The 17327-nt window shown below is 64.0% G+C and carries 21 protein-coding genes; 17 read left to right on the top strand and 4 right to left on the bottom strand.

What is annotated here, in order from left to right; all coding sequences use genetic code 11:
* Positions 1-17: 17 nt before the first annotated feature.
* Complete coding sequence (locus CLAM6_RS04920; protein ID WP_043337068.1) at positions 18-209, bottom strand: DUF2909 domain-containing protein; 192 nt, start codon at positions 207-209, stop codon at positions 18-20.
* 115 nt (positions 210-324) lie between these two features.
* Between CLAM6_RS04920 and CLAM6_RS04925 the strand changes: the two genes are divergently transcribed.
* From CLAM6_RS04925 to CLAM6_RS04935, 3 genes are all read left to right on the top strand, one after another.
* Positions 325-1050, top strand: coding sequence for an SURF1 family protein (locus CLAM6_RS04925; protein WP_153635303.1), 726 nt, complete (start codon positions 325-327; stop codon positions 1048-1050).
* 75 nt (positions 1051-1125) lie between these two features.
* Positions 1126-1767 (top strand): hypothetical protein, encoded by a 642-nt coding sequence (locus CLAM6_RS04930; RefSeq protein ID WP_153635304.1) that lies wholly within the window; start codon positions 1126-1128, stop codon positions 1765-1767.
* A 344-nt stretch (positions 1768-2111) separates the two neighbouring features.
* Positions 2112-3218 carry a COX15/CtaA family protein gene (locus CLAM6_RS04935; protein WP_242007802.1) on the top strand — a complete coding sequence of 369 codons (1107 nt, stop codon included), beginning with the start codon at positions 2112-2114 and terminating at the stop codon, positions 3216-3218.
* 134 nt (positions 3219-3352) lie between these two features.
* Here CLAM6_RS04935 and CLAM6_RS04940 read toward each other — a convergent pair whose 3' ends face one another.
* Both CLAM6_RS04940 and CLAM6_RS04945 read right to left on the bottom strand, forming a co-directional pair.
* Entirely contained in the window at positions 3353-3748 is a 396-nt protein-coding gene (locus CLAM6_RS04940; protein WP_043337063.1) for a glutaredoxin family protein, read from the bottom strand.
* Between the two features lie 75 nt (positions 3749-3823).
* Positions 3824-4891 (bottom strand): LysR family transcriptional regulator, encoded by a 1068-nt coding sequence (locus CLAM6_RS04945; protein WP_153635305.1) that lies wholly within the window; start codon positions 4889-4891, stop codon positions 3824-3826.
* A 131-nt stretch (positions 4892-5022) separates the two neighbouring features.
* Here CLAM6_RS04945 and CLAM6_RS04950 point away from each other — a divergent pair, with 131 nt between their 5' ends.
* The 6 genes from CLAM6_RS04950 to CLAM6_RS04975 all read left to right on the top strand — a co-directional run bounded on the left by CLAM6_RS04950 (position 5023) and on the right by CLAM6_RS04975 (position 10363).
* Positions 5023-6228 carry a multidrug effflux MFS transporter gene (locus CLAM6_RS04950; protein WP_225347735.1) on the top strand — a complete coding sequence of 402 codons (1206 nt, stop codon included), beginning with the start codon at positions 5023-5025 and terminating at the stop codon, positions 6226-6228.
* Between the two features lie 172 nt (positions 6229-6400).
* Positions 6401-7309, top strand: coding sequence for a lipid kinase YegS (gene yegS, locus CLAM6_RS04955; RefSeq protein ID WP_153635306.1), 909 nt, complete (start codon positions 6401-6403; stop codon positions 7307-7309).
* 163 nt (positions 7310-7472) lie between these two features.
* Positions 7473-7934, top strand: a complete 462-nt coding sequence (locus CLAM6_RS04960; RefSeq protein WP_153635307.1) for an NfeD family protein — start codon at positions 7473-7475, stop codon at positions 7932-7934.
* 102 nt (positions 7935-8036) lie between these two features.
* Positions 8037-9062, top strand: coding sequence for an SPFH domain-containing protein (locus CLAM6_RS04965; RefSeq protein ID WP_043337056.1), 1026 nt, complete (start codon positions 8037-8039; stop codon positions 9060-9062).
* A gap of 73 nt (positions 9063-9135) precedes the next feature.
* Complete coding sequence (locus CLAM6_RS04970) at positions 9136-9594, top strand: nucleoside deaminase (RefSeq protein WP_405281255.1); 459 nt, start codon at positions 9136-9138, stop codon at positions 9592-9594.
* A 220-nt stretch (positions 9595-9814) separates the two neighbouring features.
* Positions 9815-10363, top strand: a complete 549-nt coding sequence (locus CLAM6_RS04975; protein WP_153635308.1) for a hypothetical protein — start codon at positions 9815-9817, stop codon at positions 10361-10363.
* A 259-nt stretch (positions 10364-10622) separates the two neighbouring features.
* Here the strand turns inward: CLAM6_RS04975 and CLAM6_RS04980 are convergent, their stop codons facing one another.
* On the bottom strand, positions 10623-10826 hold the full coding sequence (locus CLAM6_RS04980; RefSeq protein WP_043335501.1) for a cold-shock protein: 204 nt from the start codon (positions 10824-10826) through the stop codon (positions 10623-10625).
* 247 nt (positions 10827-11073) lie between these two features.
* On the opposite strand from CLAM6_RS04980, the gene CLAM6_RS04985 reads away from it, so the two are divergent.
* The 8 genes from CLAM6_RS04985 to CLAM6_RS05020 all read left to right on the top strand — a co-directional run bounded on the left by CLAM6_RS04985 (position 11074) and on the right by CLAM6_RS05020 (position 17240).
* A complete protein-coding gene (locus tag CLAM6_RS04985) occupies positions 11074-11913 on the top strand; it encodes an isopenicillin N synthase family dioxygenase (RefSeq protein ID WP_043335503.1) in 840 nt (279 codons plus the stop codon).
* Between the two features lie 218 nt (positions 11914-12131).
* A complete protein-coding gene (locus CLAM6_RS04990; protein WP_043335505.1) occupies positions 12132-12557 on the top strand; it encodes an NINE protein in 426 nt (141 codons plus the stop codon).
* Between the two features lie 127 nt (positions 12558-12684).
* Positions 12685-13110 carry a hypothetical protein gene (locus tag CLAM6_RS04995; RefSeq protein ID WP_054554953.1) on the top strand — a complete coding sequence of 142 codons (426 nt, stop codon included), beginning with the start codon at positions 12685-12687 and terminating at the stop codon, positions 13108-13110.
* Positions 13107-13823 carry a ZIP family metal transporter gene (locus tag CLAM6_RS05000; protein ID WP_052384785.1) on the top strand — a complete coding sequence of 239 codons (717 nt, stop codon included), beginning with the start codon at positions 13107-13109 and terminating at the stop codon, positions 13821-13823. Before CLAM6_RS04995 ends, CLAM6_RS05000 begins: the two co-directional genes overlap by 4 nt.
* An 87-nt stretch (positions 13824-13910) precedes the next feature.
* Positions 13911-14495 (top strand): exopolysaccharide biosynthesis protein, encoded by a 585-nt coding sequence (locus tag CLAM6_RS05005; RefSeq protein WP_153635309.1) that lies wholly within the window; start codon positions 13911-13913, stop codon positions 14493-14495.
* Positions 14496-14795: 300 nt separating this feature from the next.
* Positions 14796-15440, top strand: a complete 645-nt coding sequence (locus tag CLAM6_RS05010; RefSeq protein WP_043335514.1) for a LysE family translocator — start codon at positions 14796-14798, stop codon at positions 15438-15440.
* Positions 15441-15507: 67 nt separating this feature from the next.
* Positions 15508-16044 carry a hypothetical protein gene (locus CLAM6_RS05015; RefSeq protein ID WP_043335517.1) on the top strand — a complete coding sequence of 179 codons (537 nt, stop codon included), beginning with the start codon at positions 15508-15510 and terminating at the stop codon, positions 16042-16044.
* A gap of 113 nt (positions 16045-16157) precedes the next feature.
* The gene (locus CLAM6_RS05020) at positions 16158-17240 is read left to right on the top strand and encodes a hypothetical protein (RefSeq protein ID WP_153635310.1); all 1083 of its coding nucleotides are present in this window, start codon (positions 16158-16160) and stop codon (positions 17238-17240) included.
* Positions 17241-17327: the final 87 nt, after the last annotated feature.

Genomic DNA, 17327 nt, shown 5'->3' on the forward strand with positions numbered 1-17327 from the left:
CAGCACGTGGCGTGATGTCAGTCCAGCATTCCGGTGGAGAAGCCAATGACCAGCAGAATCACCAGACACACTGCCAGGCCAACCCGCCATTTGAGAGAGGTCAGCAGGCGTCGACTGCGGCTGCCATCGCGCAGCAGAAAACCGGCGCCGGCGACCAGGCTTGCCAGCATGCCGATAAAGACCAGTGCGATCAGCGATTTGAGCAGCATGTCACCTCCCGGGGCGCAGACAGTGGCGGGTGAGCACAGCGCGGCACTCGCTTGTGACAGTCGAGCTCATCCGGCAGACAAGCGCAAGTCAGCGCCAGCGGCGCAGGTGTCTTCAATGGGGCAGGAGTCTTCAACGGCGGCGACGCAGGAGCGCCAGGTCGGACGCGGCTGGTGGCTGTTCTGGGGATGCCTGATCGTGCTCGGTCTGTGTCTGTGCAGCTGGCAGGTGATGCGTGGCCAGGCGCGTGCCCAGCATCTGGAGGATACCGCCAGCGCGCCAGAGCTGGTGATGCCGACGGCACCGCCCGCCAGTGCCAGCCTGATCGAGCTGCGCGGCGAGTGGCTCGCGGAACACAGCCTGCTGCTGGACAACCGCACGCTGGACAAGCGCCATGGCGTGGCGGTGCTCACGCCCTTCCGAACGCTGGATGGCCGCTGGTGGCTGGTGGAGCGTGGCTTCGTGGCATCGCCGGCCCCGCGCAGTGACCCGGAGTTCACGACCCCGACAGGCTCCGGGGTGATCAGTGGTCGCTGGCAGTGGTTGAACGGCCAGGGCAACAGCGGTGGCCCACTGTTCGGCCCCAATCGCGAGGGGCAGCGCCTGCAGCAGGTCGATCTGAGCGCCTGGCAGGCGCTGGGCACACCGGCCTTTGCGGGTGTTCTGCACCAGACGAGCGGGGAGGGGCGATTCCTGCCCTGGTGGCAGCCGAGCAACATGACGCCGGAGCGCCATTATGCCTATGCGCTGCAGTGGCTGGGGCTCAGCCTGGGAGCGGCGGTGGTCATGATTCTGGGTGCGCGCCGCCAACGTCAGTCCGCGCTACGTCAGCGCCAGGCCTAGCGCCCGGTGCTTGTGTCTTGAGTCTGTTGTCCGCACGCCCGGACATGCAGGGAAGCCGTCGTCAGGAGGAGAGCGATGACACACGTGATGCGACAGCGTCTGAAACTCGTGGCCTTGCTGGGGCTGTTGTCCGCCCCGCTGCCCTTGGCGTGGGCCATGCTGAGCGCACAGGTAGGGATTCCCGAAGGACGGGTGGCAAACGGTGCCCTGTTGCCAAAGGTCAAGCCGCTCACGGACTGGTCGCTCGACTACCTCGTGACAGAAAACGCCACTGACAACGTCACCGAAAACGCCACAGGAAACGCGACTGGCGGCGCTGTTAGCGCGAAGGAGGCCCCCGGCATGCCGCCGCTGGCCGCGCGAGGCGCGGATGAGCAGCGTTTCTGGCTCAGCTGGCCGGAGCCGAACCAGCCGCAGCTGGCCGCGGCGCAGGCCGAGCGCTGGTGGCGCCTGCATCGCGCGCTTGGCAAGGAGGCGCCACGCCTGGGCCGCCTGGTGGTGGCTGAAAAGACCTTTGTGCATCCCCGGGTGCCGGGCGAGCAACGGGCGCTCGGGCGCTGGCCGGCACCGAACGATGCCACTTCCGCGTCGCACCAGTTGCGCCTGATCGACCCTCATGGGCAGGTCGTGGTCGCCTACGGGCCCGAGATCACGCCGCAGGCCGTGATGAAGGATGTGCGCCGGCTGCTCAAGCGTAATCCGGTTGCGCCTCGATAGGTCGCGCCTCGCCAGGTCGGACCTCGATAGTTAGCGCCTCGCCAGGCCGGGCCTCGCCAAGTCGCACGTGATCTTCTTTCGCTTCACCAGGGAGATATGCCATGTCTCGCCTCGCCATACAGAAGCGCTATCCACCGCGGGCCCGCCAACGAGGGGCGGCGTTGCTGCCTCGCCCGCCATTTCTGCGTCACGCCACCACTGATGAAGCTGCCGCCGCGCAGGCCTTCTCGATGGCGACGCCTGAGCAGTCGTCTGATCTGGTGCATGGCTCTGCCGCCCGGCAGGCGGTGAGCCGACGGGTGACGGCACGCCTGTGGCGCAGCAGTCAGCGACTGGTCGCCAGCATGCTGGGATTGGTCATCTTGGTGATCGGGCTGGGAGCCTGGACGCGGCTGGTGGACGCCGGGCTGGGGTGCCCCGACTGGCCGGGCTGTTATGGCGCCCTGGTCGTGCCGGATGCCCAGACCGCGAGCCTGCATAGCCCGCATCATCCGCTTGAAGGCTACAAGGCGTGGGCGGAGATGATCCATCGCTATGCGGCGAGTCTGCTCGGGCTTGCGGCCATCGCATTGCTCGCGCTGGGCTGGCGGATACGCCGTCGGGAGGCTCATCAGTCGCAGACCTTCGAGGGTGGCAGTGGCGAGGCAAAGGTGACTGATCACTGGGGAGCGGAGGCGCGCACGCGTTTTCCCTTGGCCGGCTGCTGGCTGTTGTTGGGCATGCTGTTGGTCCAGGGCGCGTTCGGGGCCTTTACCGTGACGCTGAAGCTGTGGCCGCAGGTGGTGACGCTGCATCTGCTGGGCGGTCTGAGCGTATTGAGCCTGCTGCTGTTGCTGTGGCTATCACTCAGACGGCGGGCGGCGCACCTCAAGGTGACGGCTGGGCAACACACGGCGGGCGCTGATGCAGCGCACATCCGGCGTCAGCCCTGGCTGGCCGCTCTGGCCGCGGCTCTGCTGCTGGGGCAGCTGGCCCTGGGGGGCTGGACCTCGAGCAATTATGCCGGGCTTGCCTGTGAAGGTTTCCCGGCCTGCAATGGTGCCGCATGGCCGGCGATGGACTGGGGAGAGGGCTTCCACCTGACCCAGGATGTCGGCCCCAGCTACCTGCATGGGCAGCTGCATGGTGAGGCACGCACGGCCATTCACATGGCGCACCGTGGCGGGGCCGTGCTGTTGGGGGCGGTGCTGTTGGCGCTGTATTGGCGCCAGCGCCGCCACTTGCCGGCGCGGAAGGCGGCGCCTGACAACCCCTGGCGCTGGGCGCTGGGGTGTTGGCTGGTGCAGGCAGGCTTGGGGATCGCCAATGTGCTGTGGTGGTTGCCGCTGGATCTGGCGCTGGCGCATACCCTGGGGGCCGTCGCGCTGACGCTGGCGATGGTGTGGGCGATGGATCAGATGCGCCAGGCGGCTCGCCACAAGCGGGCATCCGTCTCGCAGGCGCTGGCCTGATGAGAGGCAGAAGGTGGGCAAGACGGTAAGCAGAAGAGAGACCCCCAAGTGCGCGTGATCGCGCTCACCAGACCGCAAGAGGCCGCTCATGAGAGCGGCCTCTTGCGGTCTGCGTCGTATCAGCCGGTATCCTGTCAGGCCGCGCTGCCGAAGCGCTCCTGCAGGTAGGCATTGATGGTGTCGGATTCGTACATCCACTCTTCGCGCCCATCGTCATGGGTGATCAGCAGGCACGGCACCTTGACGCGACCGCCACCCTGTTCGAGGGCCTGGCGGTGAGTGGCGTTGTGCTGGGTGTCGCGCTGCTCGACGTTCAGGTTCAGTTGATGCATGCGCTTGCGCACCTTGATGCAGAACGGGCAGGTCGAGAACTGATACAGCGCCAGTTTGGCCGTCTCGGCATCCACCTCGGCCTGCTGGGCGGGGCTGCGCTCGAGCGCGCTGCCGCGGGTCAGTTTCTCGCTGAGCAGCATGAAGGGAGCCAGCACCAGACGCAGGGTGCGGAAGAACAGGCGGATGATGGAGCGCATGGCAGAACCTCATGGGACGTGCGGGTATCGGCGCCAGTGCCGCAGGGCGGGTGGCGAATTTACAATGGGGCCATTCTAGAGCTCAGCGGCCTCGACGTCTTCCCCATGCGCGTTGCGGATATGCGTCAACAGGGACTGTCGCAACCAGCGGTGCCCGGGGTCCTGCTCGTGGCTGGCATGCCAGATCAAGCGGTAGCTGAGCGCGGGCAGGCGCATCGGTAGCTCAAGAATCGCCAGCCCATGCAGCTCGCTGCTGGCCTGGGCAAAGCTTCTGGGGGCACAGAACACCAGCTCGCTGTGCGCGACGATGCTCAGGGCATCGCGGAAATCCGGCACCAGCACGCTGATGCGGCGTGGTGCGCCGTGCTGCTCCAGCCGCTCATCCAGCGACCAGCGTGAGCGCCCCTCGCAGGTGGCCTGGACATGACTCAAGGCCGCGAATTCGCTCAGCGTCATCGGTGTCTGGCGCCGCGTGAGCGGATGATCACGCCGCACCAGAATCACATGGTCGTCGCGCCACAGCAGGCGCGACTGGAAGCCAGCGGGGAGGGCAGGCGGCTCGCCCGGGGTCTCGGCGCTGTGATCGTGTCCGGCAAGCCCGATATCCAGCTGGCCCTTTTCCATCAGGCTCAGGCAATCGGCCTGCCAGCGGCTGATCTCGAGGCTGCCATGCGGCAGCGCATCGGTCAGTGCCCGCGTGCAGGACGGCATCAGGGTCGCCCAGGCGCTTTCCAGCACCGCCAGCTGAAAGCGCCGCTGGCTGGTGGCGGGGGTGAAGGTGGCAGGGGCGCTCAGGTTCTCGAGACGCGAGAGCAGCTCGGCCAGCTCGCCACGCAATGACAGGGCCCGCGCCGTGGGGCGCAGACCATGGCGTTCGCGAATGAAAAGGGCGTCATCAAACATCACGCGCAGGCGTGCCAGACTCTTGCTGACGGCAGACTGCGAGAGATGCAGGCGGCCTGCCGCGCGCGTCACGCTGCACTCTTCCAGCAGTACCTGCAGCACCTGCAGCAGATTGAGATCGATGCGCGTGTTGAAGGGCGTGGACGCTGGCGCTGAGCCCGAAGACGCAGGCAGTGACGACGCGGCTGGAGACTGGGCACCAACCGGCCTTGCGGGTGTCTGCGGAGCAGTCGCGCTCATGAGTTTCTCCAGTGGAATATCAGGCCTGAAATAATATCATTTTGCTTCATAAGTCGCAGGCGCTAGGCTCTGCGGATTCTTGATGGCCCCTCTATCGGGCCGCCCTTGGCTTCTGACTCTCGAGATTATCCATGTCCGTGTCTTCCTCTGCTGCCGCAAGGCCCATGCCCAACGCACGACTATTGCTGTTGCTGCTGGTCGGCTGCGTGATGTTCTCGCCGCTGGCGATCGATATCTATCTGCCCTCACTGCCGGCGATGGCGCGTGAATTCGCCCAGCCCACCGATGTGATGCAGATGACGGTGACGCTGTTTCTGGGCGCTGTGGGTGTCGGACAGATTCTGGTCGGCCCGTTGACGGACCTCTACGGACGACGTCCGGCGCTGTTGGGCGGCGCGACGGTCTACCTCGTCGGCGCGATGGTCGCCGTGCTGGCACAGGACATCAGCATGCTGTATCTCGGGCGTATCCTGCAGGGGCTGGGGGCATGCGCCACGGTGACGGTGGCCTTCGCGGCCGTGCGTGACTGCTACACGCCGGAGCAGGGCGCCAGGATGTACAGCTATCTGAATGGTGCGCTGTGCATCATTCCGGCGCTGGCGCCGGTGCTGGGCGGCCTGCTGGCGGTGCAGTTCGGCTGGCGCTCCAACTTCCTGTTCATGGCCGCCTTCGCGCTGTGCGTCGGCCTGATGGCGTGGAAGAGCTTTGGCGAGACGCGTCCTGCCACGACGGTCGTGGAGCGTCCGCTGTACAACTGGGCGCGCTACCGCCCCGTGTTGACCAGCTGGCGCTTCCTGTATCAGGCGCTGGTCGCGATGGCCGCGATGAGCGCCATCCTGCTGTATGTGTCGTCGTCCTCCGAGCTGCTGGTCGAGCGCCTCGGTCACTCCGAGCTGGTCTTCAGTGCCCTGTTCGGCGGCAATGCCGTGATCAATATCATCACCTTCTTCTTCGCACCGCGCGTGATCACGCGCCTCGGCCGTCAGCCCACCGTGCGTCTGGGGCTGGCGATCATCCTGCTCTCCGGCCTGATGCAGGGCGCGGCCTTCGCCTGGCTGCCACTGTCTGCCGCTGCCTTCATGGTGCCGGTGGCAGTGCTGTCGGTCGGCTTCTCGTTGGCGCTCGGGGCGGCATCAAGCCTGGCGCTGGAGGCCTTCGCTGAGCGTGCCGGCACTGCGGCGGCGCTGCTCGGCAGCATCCAGCTCGGCGGCTCGGCAGTGGTGGCGACGGCGCTGCTCAATACGCCGCTCGCCCCTCAGCAGGGTCTGCTGCTCATCAGCGTGGTGATGGTGCTGCCGTTGCTGCTGCTGGGCGCGCGACGTCAGCCGGGCGTCTAGTCGGTAAGACTGCCCGGTGCGACGGCGCATTGCGACTGGCCGGTGGTACTGGCCGGGCATGGAGGATTCGCTGGCTGGCGACAGCGGCGGGCCGCAGGGCAGAGATGGTTCATTGAAGGCCCCCGACCAGAGTATGCTTGTCGCTCGATCCGCATGTCGCCAAGGAGGCACCATGGAATCAGCGGCGCGTGTGCGCGTGATACTCAACGGGGACAAGGCTCAGCAGCCGGAGCTGCGTGAGGCCATCTTCGCTCAGCGTGAGCGTATGGCAGGGCTAGAAGTGCGGTTGACCTTCGAGGGTGATGATGTCGCGAGACTGGTGAGCGAGGCGGTCGATGAAGGCGTCACGCGGCTGGTCGTTGGCGGTGGTGATGGCACCCTCAATCTGATCGCCAATGCCTTGATGCAGCACCCACTCGCGAAGCGTCCGGAAGTCGCGATCCTGCCGTTGGGCACCGCCAATGATCTGGCGACCTCGCTCGGCATCCCCGAGCCGGTGACGGAGTCGCTGGCGCTGGCCTGTGAAGGGGCGGCGCGGGCCGTCGATGTGGTGCAGCTGGATGATGCCTACTTCCTCAACATGGCTTCGGCGGGCTTCGGTGCCGAGGTGACGCGCTCGACGCCCGGTGGCCTCAAGAAGCTGTTCGGCGGCGGGGCCTATTCGCTGATGGGTGTGCTCAAGGCATGGGACTTCCGTCCCTATCGTGGCAGCGTGACCCTCAATGGGGTGGAGGAGGAGCTGGCGTTGTTCGTGCTGGCGATCGGCAATGGTCGTCAGGCGGGCGGCGGTCAGGAGCTGGCGCCTCGGGCGCTGCTCGATGATGGCTGCTTCGATGTGCTGGTGATCCGCGACTTTCCCATCGCGCGCGTGGGTGAGGTGATCGAGGAGCTGGAGTCGCTTCCCGACAATGGCTATTTCGTGCGGTATGTGCGCACTGACTCGCTGCACTATCGTGGTGAGTCGCTGCCGGTGAATCTCGATGGCGAGAGCTACCTGATCGAGAACAGCGAATTCCAGCTGATTCCCGGCGCTCTGCGTCTGGTCGCCCCGCAGGACGCCGCCCTGCTGACACACTCATAAGCCCGCAGATGGGCCATTGAGCGCTGGCTGAGCCATGAGAGCTGGCTGGTACACGAGCGCAGTCTGAGGTTTACTCAGGCTGCGCTCGTTGCGTTGGTGGCAGCGTATTCTTCCAATCTCTCGGCCGCGCAGGGCGGGAGTCAGGACCTCAGGGAGTGATTGCATGGTCGGTTTGGCGGCGTGGCATATCTGGGTCATCCTCGCGTTGATTCTGGCGGGGCTTGAGTTGCTGGGTGCGCAGTTCGTGTTGCTGGCACTGGGTGTCAGTGCCCTCGGGGGCGCTCTGGCGGCGGGGCTGGGGGCGGGGCTCAACCTCCAGTTGATCAGCGTCGCGATCACGGCCCTGGTGCTGGTGCCGCTGTTCGTGCGCAAGATCCATCCCTATCTGTTGCCCAAGACGCCCTACGGTACCCTGGGCAGCGGCGCGGAGACCGGGCAGCTGGCCAAGGTGATCATCGGCAACGGCGGCAAACCTGCCGTGCGCGTGTCAGGCAATGAGTATCCGCTACGCTGGGAGGGGGAGGCGCCGCCGGCAGCGGGGGACACGGTCAGGATCGTCAGCGTCGAAGGCATCACCGTCTGTGTCGAGCCTGTCTCGAAAGAAAGTGGCACAAAGACGCCATGAGATCGCGGCTCGACGGCGCGGTCGTGGTGGTAGCGGGTCAAGCGTGATCGGATATCTCACAAGGGCTTGCGGATACGGCCCAGTTCAAGGGAGTTGAGCAATATGATTATCAGTCCGGGACTCATCATCATTCTTTTCATACTGGCGCTGGTGGTAATCCTGCTGGCCAAGGGATTGATGATCGTCCAGCAGTCAGAAGCCGTCGTCATCGAACGCCTCGGCAGCTACAGCCGCACACTGGAATCCGGCGTCAATCTGGTGATTCCGTTCATCGACAAGCCGCGCTCGATCACCATTCGCCGTTATCGTGAGGTCAAGGGCGACAATCTGCCCTTGGTGGTGGAGGAGACGCGCATCGATCGCCGCGAGACGGTGATGGACTTCCCCGGCCAGAGCGTGGTGACGACGGACAACGTCACCGTGACCGTCAATGGCGCGCTCTACTTCCAGATCGTCGATCCCAAGCGCGCCGTCTATGAAGTCGAGAACTTCACCCAGGCCGTCGAGGTCCTGGCCAAGACCAGCCTGCGCTCCGAGATCGGTCGCATGGAGCTCGACAAGCTCTTCGAGAGCCGCAAGGAGGTCAACGACGCCTTGCAGATCACCATGGATGAGGTCGGTGACAAGTGGGGCGTCAAGGTGACGCGCGTCGAGATCCAGGACATCAGCATGCCCGAGGAAGTCGAGGACGCCATGCGGCTGCAGATGGCGGCCGAGCGCAAGCGTCGCGCTACGGTGACCGAGGCCAATGGCCAGCGCGAAGCTGCCATCGCGACCGCCGAGGGCGAGAAGCAGTCTTCGGTATTGCGCGCCGAGGGTGACAAGCAGGCCGCGATTCTGCGCGCCGAAGGTGAGCGTCAGGCCATTTATCAGCTGCGCGATGCCATCGGTGCGGAAGACCCGCAGCTGGTGGTCGGCTACATGCTGGGCCAGAAATATCTGCAGGTGCTGCCGGACATGGCGCGCGAAGGCGATCGCGTCTTCATCCCCTACGAGGCCTCTGCCTTGCTGGGTGCCATGGGCAGTTTCCGCGAGCTTGCCACTGAAGTCGGCGAGCCCACCAATGCCAGCAATGAAGGGCTGAGACGCGCCCGTCAGATGATGACTGGCGAAGCGGGCTTGGGCTGAGTGTATTGTGCCGAGCAGTGAGTGGCAGTAGGCTGCCGCTCCACTGAATATTCACCGCATCTGGAGCAAGACGATGACAGCAATGACTACCGATCATGAGCGCTTCCTGCAGGCCGCCATTGAAGAGGCGGAAAAGGGCTATGCGGCTGGCGGCGTGCCGATCGGCTCGGTACTCGTCCATGATGGCAAGATCATCGGTCGTGGCCACAATCAGCGCCAGCAGAAGGGCAGCACGGTGTTGCATGGTGAAATGGATGCACTGGAAAACGCCGGTCGCCTGCCGGCCAGCGTCTATCGTGAATCCGTGCTCTACACCACGCTGTCACCGTGCCCGATGTGCAGTGGTGCCATCCAGCTCTACGGTATCCCGCATGTCGTGGTCGGTGAGAACCACACCTTCCTGGGCGCGGAAGACCACCTGCGTGGCCTGGGCGTCAAGGTCGATGTGGTCGACAATGCGCGCTGCCGCGAGCTGATGGCGACCTTCATTCGCGAGCAGCCGGACGTCTGGAACGAAGATATCGGTGAGTGATCGCGGCGCGGTTGTTGGTGGTAGCTGATGGAAAATGGTGTTCGTTAACACTATTCTGCTGTGAAAAGGGCGGAATGCTTGAAAAGCTGTCGGTCTGGCACCATGTCTTGGGTATCAGGCGCCAAGCCACGCTTTCGCTTGCATGACTACACGACCTTTGTTGCAATGCCACTTGCAGGAAACAGGGGCTGGCAACTCCCCACCTATCATGGAGAAGACGATGAAACTCAAGCAATGGATGATTCCCGCACTGGCCGCTGGCCTGTCTCTGGCCATCGCTGGTTGCGATAACGGCGATACTGACAAAGCTGCCCAGAACGCCGAGACCTCTGCCGAGCAGAGCGCCGAGCAGGCTGAACAGAGCGCCGATCAAGCGACTGACGCCGCTGCCGAGAAGATGGACGCGGCAGCTGATGAAGCGGCCGCAGAGATGGATGACGCTGCTGACAAGGCCGACAACATGGCTGATGACGCTGCTGAATCTGCCGATGCCATGGGCGATGAAGCTGCTGCCGAGAGCGAAAGCGCCCTCGACGCGACCAAGAACGCTGCTTCCGAGACCTATGAGTCCGCCAAGGAAGGTGTCAACGACGCTGCTGACGCCACTGCCGATGCTGCCAAGAACGCCTATGAATCCACCAAGGAGCAGGCTGCCGAGCTGACCGACTCCGCTGAACAGTCTGGCGACAACGCTGCTGCCGAAGCGAACGAGAAGATCAACGCTGCGCAGCAGGATGCCAACGAGTCCATCGACGAAGCGCAGCAGTAATCACTGGCCAGCGAATGCTGGCGTGATGCCCGTCGCAAGCCGTGTCACTGGCTGAGTGCGAGTGACATGGCCGCCGATACAGGAACGCCGTGCCCCCTTGGGTCGCGGCGTTCTTGTTGATGGCGACTCTTCGTGAAGCGTGAGTCAGGCCAAGGCCTGGGCACAAAAAAGCCCGCCGGAAGGCGGGCTTTTCCATGACTGTCTTGCTGCCATCATCAGGGCGCCGGTGAGGGCGGCCTGACCAGGCTGATCGAGAAGATCAGACCGGCTTGATGTTTGCGGCCTGAAGGCCTTTCTTGCCCTGGGTGACGTCGAAGGAAACCTTCTGACCGTCTTGCAGGGACTTGAAGCCTTCTGCCTGAATTTCAGAGAAGTGCGCGAACAGGTCGTCGCCGCCGTCGTCCGGAGAAATGAAGCCGAAACCTTTGGTGTCGTTAAACCACTTGACTGTGCCAGTTGCCATGATTCTTTCCTTGCTTACGAGATGATGTTGGTGGTCTGCCCATCAGACCAGAGTGCGTTGGTGCGGCTAGGGGGAATTCCACCAGAGAGACGCGTTGCGTCCAGCGACGACATCCTTTCCTGCTTGACCTACGCATGCAGCCTAGGCTGCACGTGCTCGCTTCCATTCGAACAGAAAGTTGTCGTATTGGCGACTCCTTCCAGCTCAAGTAGGATGCTCACACAGAGCCAACATAGATGGAAATGCCATGAAGGTCCAGAACGTAGATTACCGCTCGGCCGATGCAGCCGAAAAATTTGTCGAATCCCTGCGCACGACGGGCTTCGGTGTCATCCGCAATCACCCGATCTCTCATGAATTGGTCGAGAAGATCTACGCCGAATGGGCCGAATTCTTCTCCAGTGCCGACAAGCTTGACTGGCGCTTCGACCCCAAGACCCAGGATGGACTGTTCCCGGCAGATGTCTCCGAGACCGCCAAGGGCCATACGGCACGTGATCTCAAGGAGTATTACCACATCTACCCGTGGGGCAAGATTCCGGACAGCCTGCGCGAGAATGCCATGGAGTATTACCGCCAGGCCGAAGCCTTCGCGGCAGAGCTTCTGAGCTGGGTCGAGGCCCATTCACCTGCCGAAGTGGCTGAGCTCTACCGTGAACCGCTCTCCAACATGATCAAGGACAGCGGTCAGACGCTGCTGCGCGTGCTTCACTACCCGCCGATGACCGGCAGTGAAGAGCCGGGCGCCGTCCGTGCCGCGGCGCATGAAGACATCAATCTGCTGACCGTGCTGCCGGCAGCCAACGAGCCGGGCCTGCAGGTGATGGACGTCAATGGCGAATGGATGGACGTGCCCTGTGATCCGGGTCAGCTGGTCATCAATGTCGGCGACATGCTCCAGGAGACCAGCGGCGGCTACTTCCCGTCGACCACGCACCGCGTGATCAACCCGACCGGCGAGGGCTCCAGCCAGTCACGCCTGTCGCTGCCGCTGTTCCTGCATCCGCGCCCCGAAGTGGTACTGTCTGACAAGCACACGGCGGACTCCTACCTCAAGGAACGTCTGCGCGAGCTGGGCGTCATCTAGCGCCGGCTGCGGCCTGGCTTTCGTTCCTGGCCTGGCTTTCGCTCCCGGGACCGATGAAGAGACACCTGCTGATCCGACGCCATCCGCGCCAGTGCGCGGGTGGCGTCGTCGTCTCCGGGCGTGGCCTCTGGCGGTAGAAGGCTTGATTCATCGGCGCCAAGACCGCATTGACAGTATTCGCAATCATGATCTGCCGCATCGCGGCTAAGGCTTCACTGATGACCACATCGCCTGTTGTACAGGACACGCATTCCAAGACCATGGGCTATCTGCTGTGGATCTTCGGTTTCCTCGGCGCGCACCGTTTCTACTATGGCAAGCCGGTCACCGGCACCATCTGGCTGTTCACCTTCGGGTTGCTGGGCATCGGCTGGTTGATCGACCTGTTCCTGATTCCGGCGATGGACCGCGAGGCGGACTTCCGTTTTCGCGAAGGCCCGATCAATTACTCGCTGAGCTGGATTCTGCTCACCTTCCTGGGCGTGTTCGGCATCCACCGCATGTACATGGGCAAGTGGCTGACCGGCTTGCTCTACCTGTGCACCGGTGGGCTGTTCTTCATCGGCGTGCTGTATGACTTCTGGACACTCAACGACCAGATATCGCTGCGCCATGCCGAACAGGCGCCGGCCACCCAGCGCTAGAGATCATGCCTGCGTTGCATCCAGCGGGACGGAAGTGACGTAGCAGGAAAGGCAGTGTCGAATTTTCGCATGTTCTAATGTGCTGGGGCTCGGATGTTTTCATCAATATGACGACAAGGAAGTGAACATGATCTGGTTGAAAGCCTTCATCGCCGCCTTTCTGGCGACTCTGATCTTCCATCAGGGCCTCTTCGGGCTCTTCTATCTGGCCGATATCCTGCCCAAGGCGCCTTACAACATGACGCCTACCGGGCCGCTGGGCGTCCCGTCAGTGCTCTCGCTGGCCTTCTGGGGCGGGCTCTGGGGGCTACCGCTGTGGGCATTGGTGCGCCGCAGGACGGGCGTCAGCCATTGGCTGATCAGCCTCGTCTTCGGTGCAGTCGGCCCGACGGCCGTGGCCATGCTGGTCGTCTTCCCGCTCAAGGGGATCGAGGTCGCGCCGTTGATGGTGGTCGGTGGCCTGATCCTGAATGGCGCCTGGGGCGTCGGCACCAGCCTGTTGATGCGTGTGCTGGGCGCGCGGCCGAGTCCTGCAGCCCCGACGACAGCATGATGGCATCGATTCCGTGGACCATGGTGGCGCTCGCCTGGGCTGCCGGGTTGTGCATGCCGCTGGGTGGCGTGATCGCCCAGCTGGAGCGCAGTCACGAGAGTCACGTCAAGCGCAGCTGGCTGGCGGGGATCACCGCGCTCGGCGGCGGGATTCTGTTGGCCGCCGTGTCGCTGGTGCTGGTGCCGCATGCCATGCAGGCGCTGTCCATCGCGGCGCTGTTGGGGCTGTTCCTGCTGGGCGCGCTGATCTTCATGCAACTGGACCGCTGGCTGGCGCGCGGTGGCGGCGCCAAGGGCCAGTTGCTGGCGATGCTGATGGACTTCATCCCCGAGGCGATCGCGCTGGGCGCACTGGCCTCTGCCTCTCCTGCCGCGGCGATGCTGCTGGCACTGTTCATTGCGGTGCAGAACCTGCCGGAAGGCTTCAATGCCTATCGTGAGCTGGAAGGGGCCGGGCTGACGGCGCGTCAGGGGCTCGGGGCCTTCGTGCTGCTGTCTTTGCTGGGCCCGCTGGCGGCATTGGCCGGCCATCTGTGGCTTGCGGATGCGCCGGGCGTGCTGGGCGGACTGATGGCCTTCGCCGCCGGCGGCATTCTCTACCTCGTCTTCCAGGACATTGCGCCCCAGTCGCGGGTGGCGCATCACTGGTCACCGCCGTTGGGCGCCTCGCTGGGGTTCATGATCGGCATGCTGGGCGATCGCCTGGTTGGCTGACGATTCACCGTGGCGGGACGGCACCAGCTGACTCGCCACGGCTCGAGACCTTCACACCCTCCGTCATCTTCCCGATAGGGAGCTCGCATGAGCAAGCACGCCAATGAAGGCAACCTCACGGGGTTGCTGGAAGAGCTGGACCGCGAGATCGAAGGGGATATCTCGCTGGGCGACATTCTGAAGCATTTCAACTCCCGGGGCTTCGGCCCCTTGCTGGTATTGCCTGCCTTGCTGGTACTGCTGCCGACCGGGGCGATCCCCGGCGTACCGACGACCTGCGCGCTGTTCATCGTGCTGATCGCGGGTCAACTGTTGCTGGGGCGCAAGATGCCGTGGTTGCCACGCCGGCTGGCGCGCTTCAGTTTCGAGCATCAACGCCTGACCCATGGCGTCGAGCGGGCAAGACCCTGGACACGACGCCTCGATCGTCTGCTCAAGCCACGCCTGAGCTTCATGACGCGTGGCATTGCCTATCGCGGTATCGCGGCGCTGACCATCCTGCTGGCCACGGCCATGGTGCCGCTGGAGCTGGTGCCCTTCGCCGCGGCCTTGCCGGCAGCGACCTTGCTGCTGCTGGGACTGGGGCTGATCGGGGAGGATGGCCTGGTCATCCTGCTGGCCTTGTTGGTGCTGCTGCTGGATATCGCCACGGGGTTCTGGTTGGTAGGTTGAAGGCTGCGTTGGTCGCTCAACAGCGACGCAGCGTATTTTAGGAGTCGAGGCTCGTATCCTTGATGACGCGAGATGGCTTCTGCATGCCATCAGCTGCGGGCTCATGAGAGCGCTTGCGCCGTTGTGTAGCAGCGCAGTAAGACAAAAGACTGAAGTGCACCATTCAGAGGCAAACCAGGCTGTCATCTTGGTGTGGATGGCTTTGCAGGCTGGCCGTGCTCGCCTAGACTGGTCGCCTGTTCAGTGCCATGGGGGCACGAATTCGGCTACTGAAGCGGGTCTGTCGCAAGGACGTTCGTCATGTTTGATTTCATCCAGTTCGATGCTGCCTTCTGGTCCTTCGTGGTGGCCATCACCTTGCTGACGGTCACGCCCGGGGTCGACACCCTGCTGGTGATTCGCAATACCTCGCGCGGCGGTCTGCGTGACGGCGTGCTGACCAGTCTCGCGATCTGTGCCGGTCTCTTCGTGCACGCGCTGGTGTCGTCGGCGGGCATCTCGCTGATCCTGTTGCAGTCGGCATGGGCGTTCTCGGCCCTCAAGCTGGTCGGAGCGGGCTATCTGATCTGGCTGGGCATCAAGAGTCTCAAGAGTGCGCGGCGCGCCCGCGGGCTGAATGTCGACGTCAGCGTGACACGGCAGCAGGTATCGTGCTGGCTGCCGCTGCGTGAGGGCTTCCTGTCCAATGTGCTCAATCCCAAGACGGTGGTGTTCTACATGGCCTTTCTGCCGCAGTTCATCGCGCCGACCGATCCGGCCGTGCTCAAGTCATTGTGGCTGGCGGGTGTCCACTTCGTGATCGCCAACCTCTGGCAGATCAGCGTGGCGCTGATGGTCGGTGGCGCAGGGCGCTGGCTGGCAAGGCCGCGGGTCGCCTGCTGGATGGAAGGCATCACCGGGTCCGTCATGGTGCTGCTGGGGGCACGGCTGGCGCTAGGCCGCTAGGGATGAGCGGCCACTGCCAACATCGCAACGGAGCGCATGGGATGACGGTTCGTATCCTTGATGACACATGGATCCTGTGACATTGACACTGGCGGCCTTTCTCAAGGTCGTCACGCACCTGGAAGCTCGGGATATCAGTGATGTCTACGATTCCCGCGTACAGCAGGTACGGGTGCTTTACTACGGTTACACCATCGACTTCCGCCACCAGCTGTGGCGCATCGATGATGAGTCGGTCTGTGCACATCTGGAAAAGACCGGTACCGCCGTCGAGCAGCGCGAGTGCTCGCGCATGGCCAGCCGACTGTTCGTCGAGACCTGCCATGCCTTGCAGCGTCGGGGGCGGGCGGCACATATCGACACCCGCACCATGTATTGCAAGGCCGCAGCGACCTTCAAGCCCCGGCGCGACCCCTATGCGGGCATGACGCCGGCAGAGCGCAAGGCGCGCAAGGCGCTGGAAGCGGCGCATCGAGAAGCCGAGCAAGCCTGCAACCGCTACGTGCTGGATGCCCTGTCCTCGAATTCTCTGGAGATCCTGCGCCTGCGGCAACGCTACTGCGACAAGAGCAATCGATTGGCAGCACGGCTCGAACAACAATGATGCCCGGGCCGGTGCCGACGCCTGCCCGAGCCAACGACAGCAGCGGTACAGTGCTGCATTCATGACATGAAGACCGGCCCATCAAGGCTGGCATTGGCAGGGAACGCAATCGGATGAGTCTTTCACATACCCTTCGTCGCCGTCTGGGCGGGTTGAGTGCCGTGGTGCTGGTGGTCGCCGGGATAGCGGCCTGGCTGTACGCCGTCGATGAGGGGCGCTGGGTCGGGCGCGTGACCACGCGCCCCGAAACGCTGAATCTCGAGTCGGTGGAGCAGGGCAACCTGCCGGTCAATCAGTTCGTCTCGCTGCGCAATCACTGGGCGGTCTATCGCGAGCACACCGAGACCTTCCGCCTCGATGCCAATGCAGACGGGGGGCGCCGCATCGAGACGCTCTATTATCCGGTCATCTCTGACATGAACCCCTATCTACTGGAGCTGGCCGGTCTGTCACGCGCCTTCGGCGGCATCGATGGCATCCCCTCGGAAGAATGGCCGCGCATCGAGCGCATGGGCGTGCTGGTGCGAACCGACTCCGTGCAGAGCCTGGAAAACGTGCCGCCGCTGATCGAGTTCCCCGATGGCCTGTTCGGCACCGTTTTGCACGCCGAGACGGACCTGCCGGGCGATGAGCGCTCCCTTCTGGCCGAGCGCTGGCCCGACATCGATCTGTCGCGTGTGATCATCATCAATGCCGGCCACCGCCCCGGCAATGTCTGGGCGATGATCGTCTATGGCGTGCTGGGCACGCTCTGCTGGGCACTGGCGGTCTGGCTGATGGTGCGACTGATGCGTACACCGCGCGTCACGCGTTCCCAGCCCTTGGCCTATTCCGGCCGAGCGGCATCGGAGCCGGTGGTGTCGCAGGTATACCCTGGCGGCGAGGCTGAGGGCGAGGGGGCGTCTCAGCCCTATGCGACTCGCTCCCATGCGGCATCTCAGCCCTATGCGGAATCTCAGTCCCATGATGACGCACCACAGCCCCAAGGCGCTCCCGGCAAGCGCCAGGGTTGGCGTGGCAAGAGCAAGGGGAGCGACGAAGGGCGCCCCCTGAGCTATGCCGAGGCGCTGGGACGGTATACCCCTCAGCAGAAGCCGCCGTTCGGCAATGGTGTAGCTGCCTCGCGACCGGGAGAAGCCAAGGGCGAGAGCCAGTCCGGGTCCTCGCCCGTCATTCGTCCACGTCGTGATGACTGAATGACCGATTGAAAGAATGACTGTAAGAATGGCTGAAGGCCCAATGAGTTCTGACGCCATGGGCCCTGATGCCATGGAAACGAAAAC

It is taken from the genome of Cobetia sp. AM6 (assembly GCF_009617955.1).
In the GTDB taxonomy this organism is placed as follows: Bacteria; Pseudomonadota; Gammaproteobacteria; order Pseudomonadales; family Halomonadaceae; genus Cobetia; species Cobetia amphilecti.

What these genes read in the sequence shown, in the direction of transcription:
- CLAM6_RS04920 (WP_043337068.1), bottom strand. Translation starts at nt 209, where the DNA reads ATGCTGCTCAAATCGCTGATCGCACTGGTCTTTATCGGCATGCTGGCA.
- CLAM6_RS04925 (WP_153635303.1), top strand. Translation starts at nt 325, where the DNA reads ATGGGGCAGGAGTCTTCAACGGCGGCGACGCAGGAGCGCCAGGTCGGA.
- CLAM6_RS04930 (WP_153635304.1), top strand. Translation starts at nt 1,126, where the DNA reads ATGACACACGTGATGCGACAGCGTCTGAAACTCGTGGCCTTGCTGGGG.
- CLAM6_RS04935 (WP_242007802.1), top strand. Translation starts at nt 2,112, where the DNA reads ATGCTGGGATTGGTCATCTTGGTGATCGGGCTGGGAGCCTGGACGCGG.
- CLAM6_RS04940 (WP_043337063.1), bottom strand. Translation starts at nt 3,748, where the DNA reads ATGCGCTCCATCATCCGCCTGTTCTTCCGCACCCTGCGTCTGGTGCTG.
- CLAM6_RS04945 (WP_153635305.1), bottom strand. Translation starts at nt 4,891, where the DNA reads ATGAGCGCGACTGCTCCGCAGACACCCGCAAGGCCGGTTGGTGCCCAG.
- CLAM6_RS04950 (WP_225347735.1), top strand. Translation starts at nt 5,023, where the DNA reads ATGTCCGTGTCTTCCTCTGCTGCCGCAAGGCCCATGCCCAACGCACGA.
- yegS (WP_153635306.1), top strand. Translation starts at nt 6,401, where the DNA reads ATGGAATCAGCGGCGCGTGTGCGCGTGATACTCAACGGGGACAAGGCT.
- CLAM6_RS04960 (WP_153635307.1), top strand. Translation starts at nt 7,473, where the DNA reads ATGGTCGGTTTGGCGGCGTGGCATATCTGGGTCATCCTCGCGTTGATT.
- CLAM6_RS04965 (WP_043337056.1), top strand. Translation starts at nt 8,037, where the DNA reads ATGATTATCAGTCCGGGACTCATCATCATTCTTTTCATACTGGCGCTG.
- CLAM6_RS04970 (WP_405281255.1), top strand. Translation starts at nt 9,136, where the DNA reads ATGACAGCAATGACTACCGATCATGAGCGCTTCCTGCAGGCCGCCATT.
- CLAM6_RS04975 (WP_153635308.1), top strand. Translation starts at nt 9,815, where the DNA reads ATGAAACTCAAGCAATGGATGATTCCCGCACTGGCCGCTGGCCTGTCT.
- CLAM6_RS04980 (WP_043335501.1), bottom strand. Translation starts at nt 10,826, where the DNA reads ATGGCAACTGGCACAGTCAAGTGGTTTAACGACACCAAAGGTTTCGGC.
- CLAM6_RS04985 (WP_043335503.1), top strand. Translation starts at nt 11,074, where the DNA reads ATGAAGGTCCAGAACGTAGATTACCGCTCGGCCGATGCAGCCGAAAAA.
- CLAM6_RS04990 (WP_043335505.1), top strand. Translation starts at nt 12,132, where the DNA reads ATGACCACATCGCCTGTTGTACAGGACACGCATTCCAAGACCATGGGC.
- CLAM6_RS04995 (WP_054554953.1), top strand. Translation starts at nt 12,685, where the DNA reads ATGATCTGGTTGAAAGCCTTCATCGCCGCCTTTCTGGCGACTCTGATC.
- CLAM6_RS05000 (WP_052384785.1), top strand. Translation starts at nt 13,107, where the DNA reads ATGATGGCATCGATTCCGTGGACCATGGTGGCGCTCGCCTGGGCTGCC.
- CLAM6_RS05005 (WP_153635309.1), top strand. Translation starts at nt 13,911, where the DNA reads ATGAGCAAGCACGCCAATGAAGGCAACCTCACGGGGTTGCTGGAAGAG.
- CLAM6_RS05010 (WP_043335514.1), top strand. Translation starts at nt 14,796, where the DNA reads ATGTTTGATTTCATCCAGTTCGATGCTGCCTTCTGGTCCTTCGTGGTG.
- CLAM6_RS05015 (WP_043335517.1), top strand. Translation starts at nt 15,508, where the DNA reads ATGGATCCTGTGACATTGACACTGGCGGCCTTTCTCAAGGTCGTCACG.
- CLAM6_RS05020 (WP_153635310.1), top strand. Translation starts at nt 16,158, where the DNA reads ATGAGTCTTTCACATACCCTTCGTCGCCGTCTGGGCGGGTTGAGTGCC.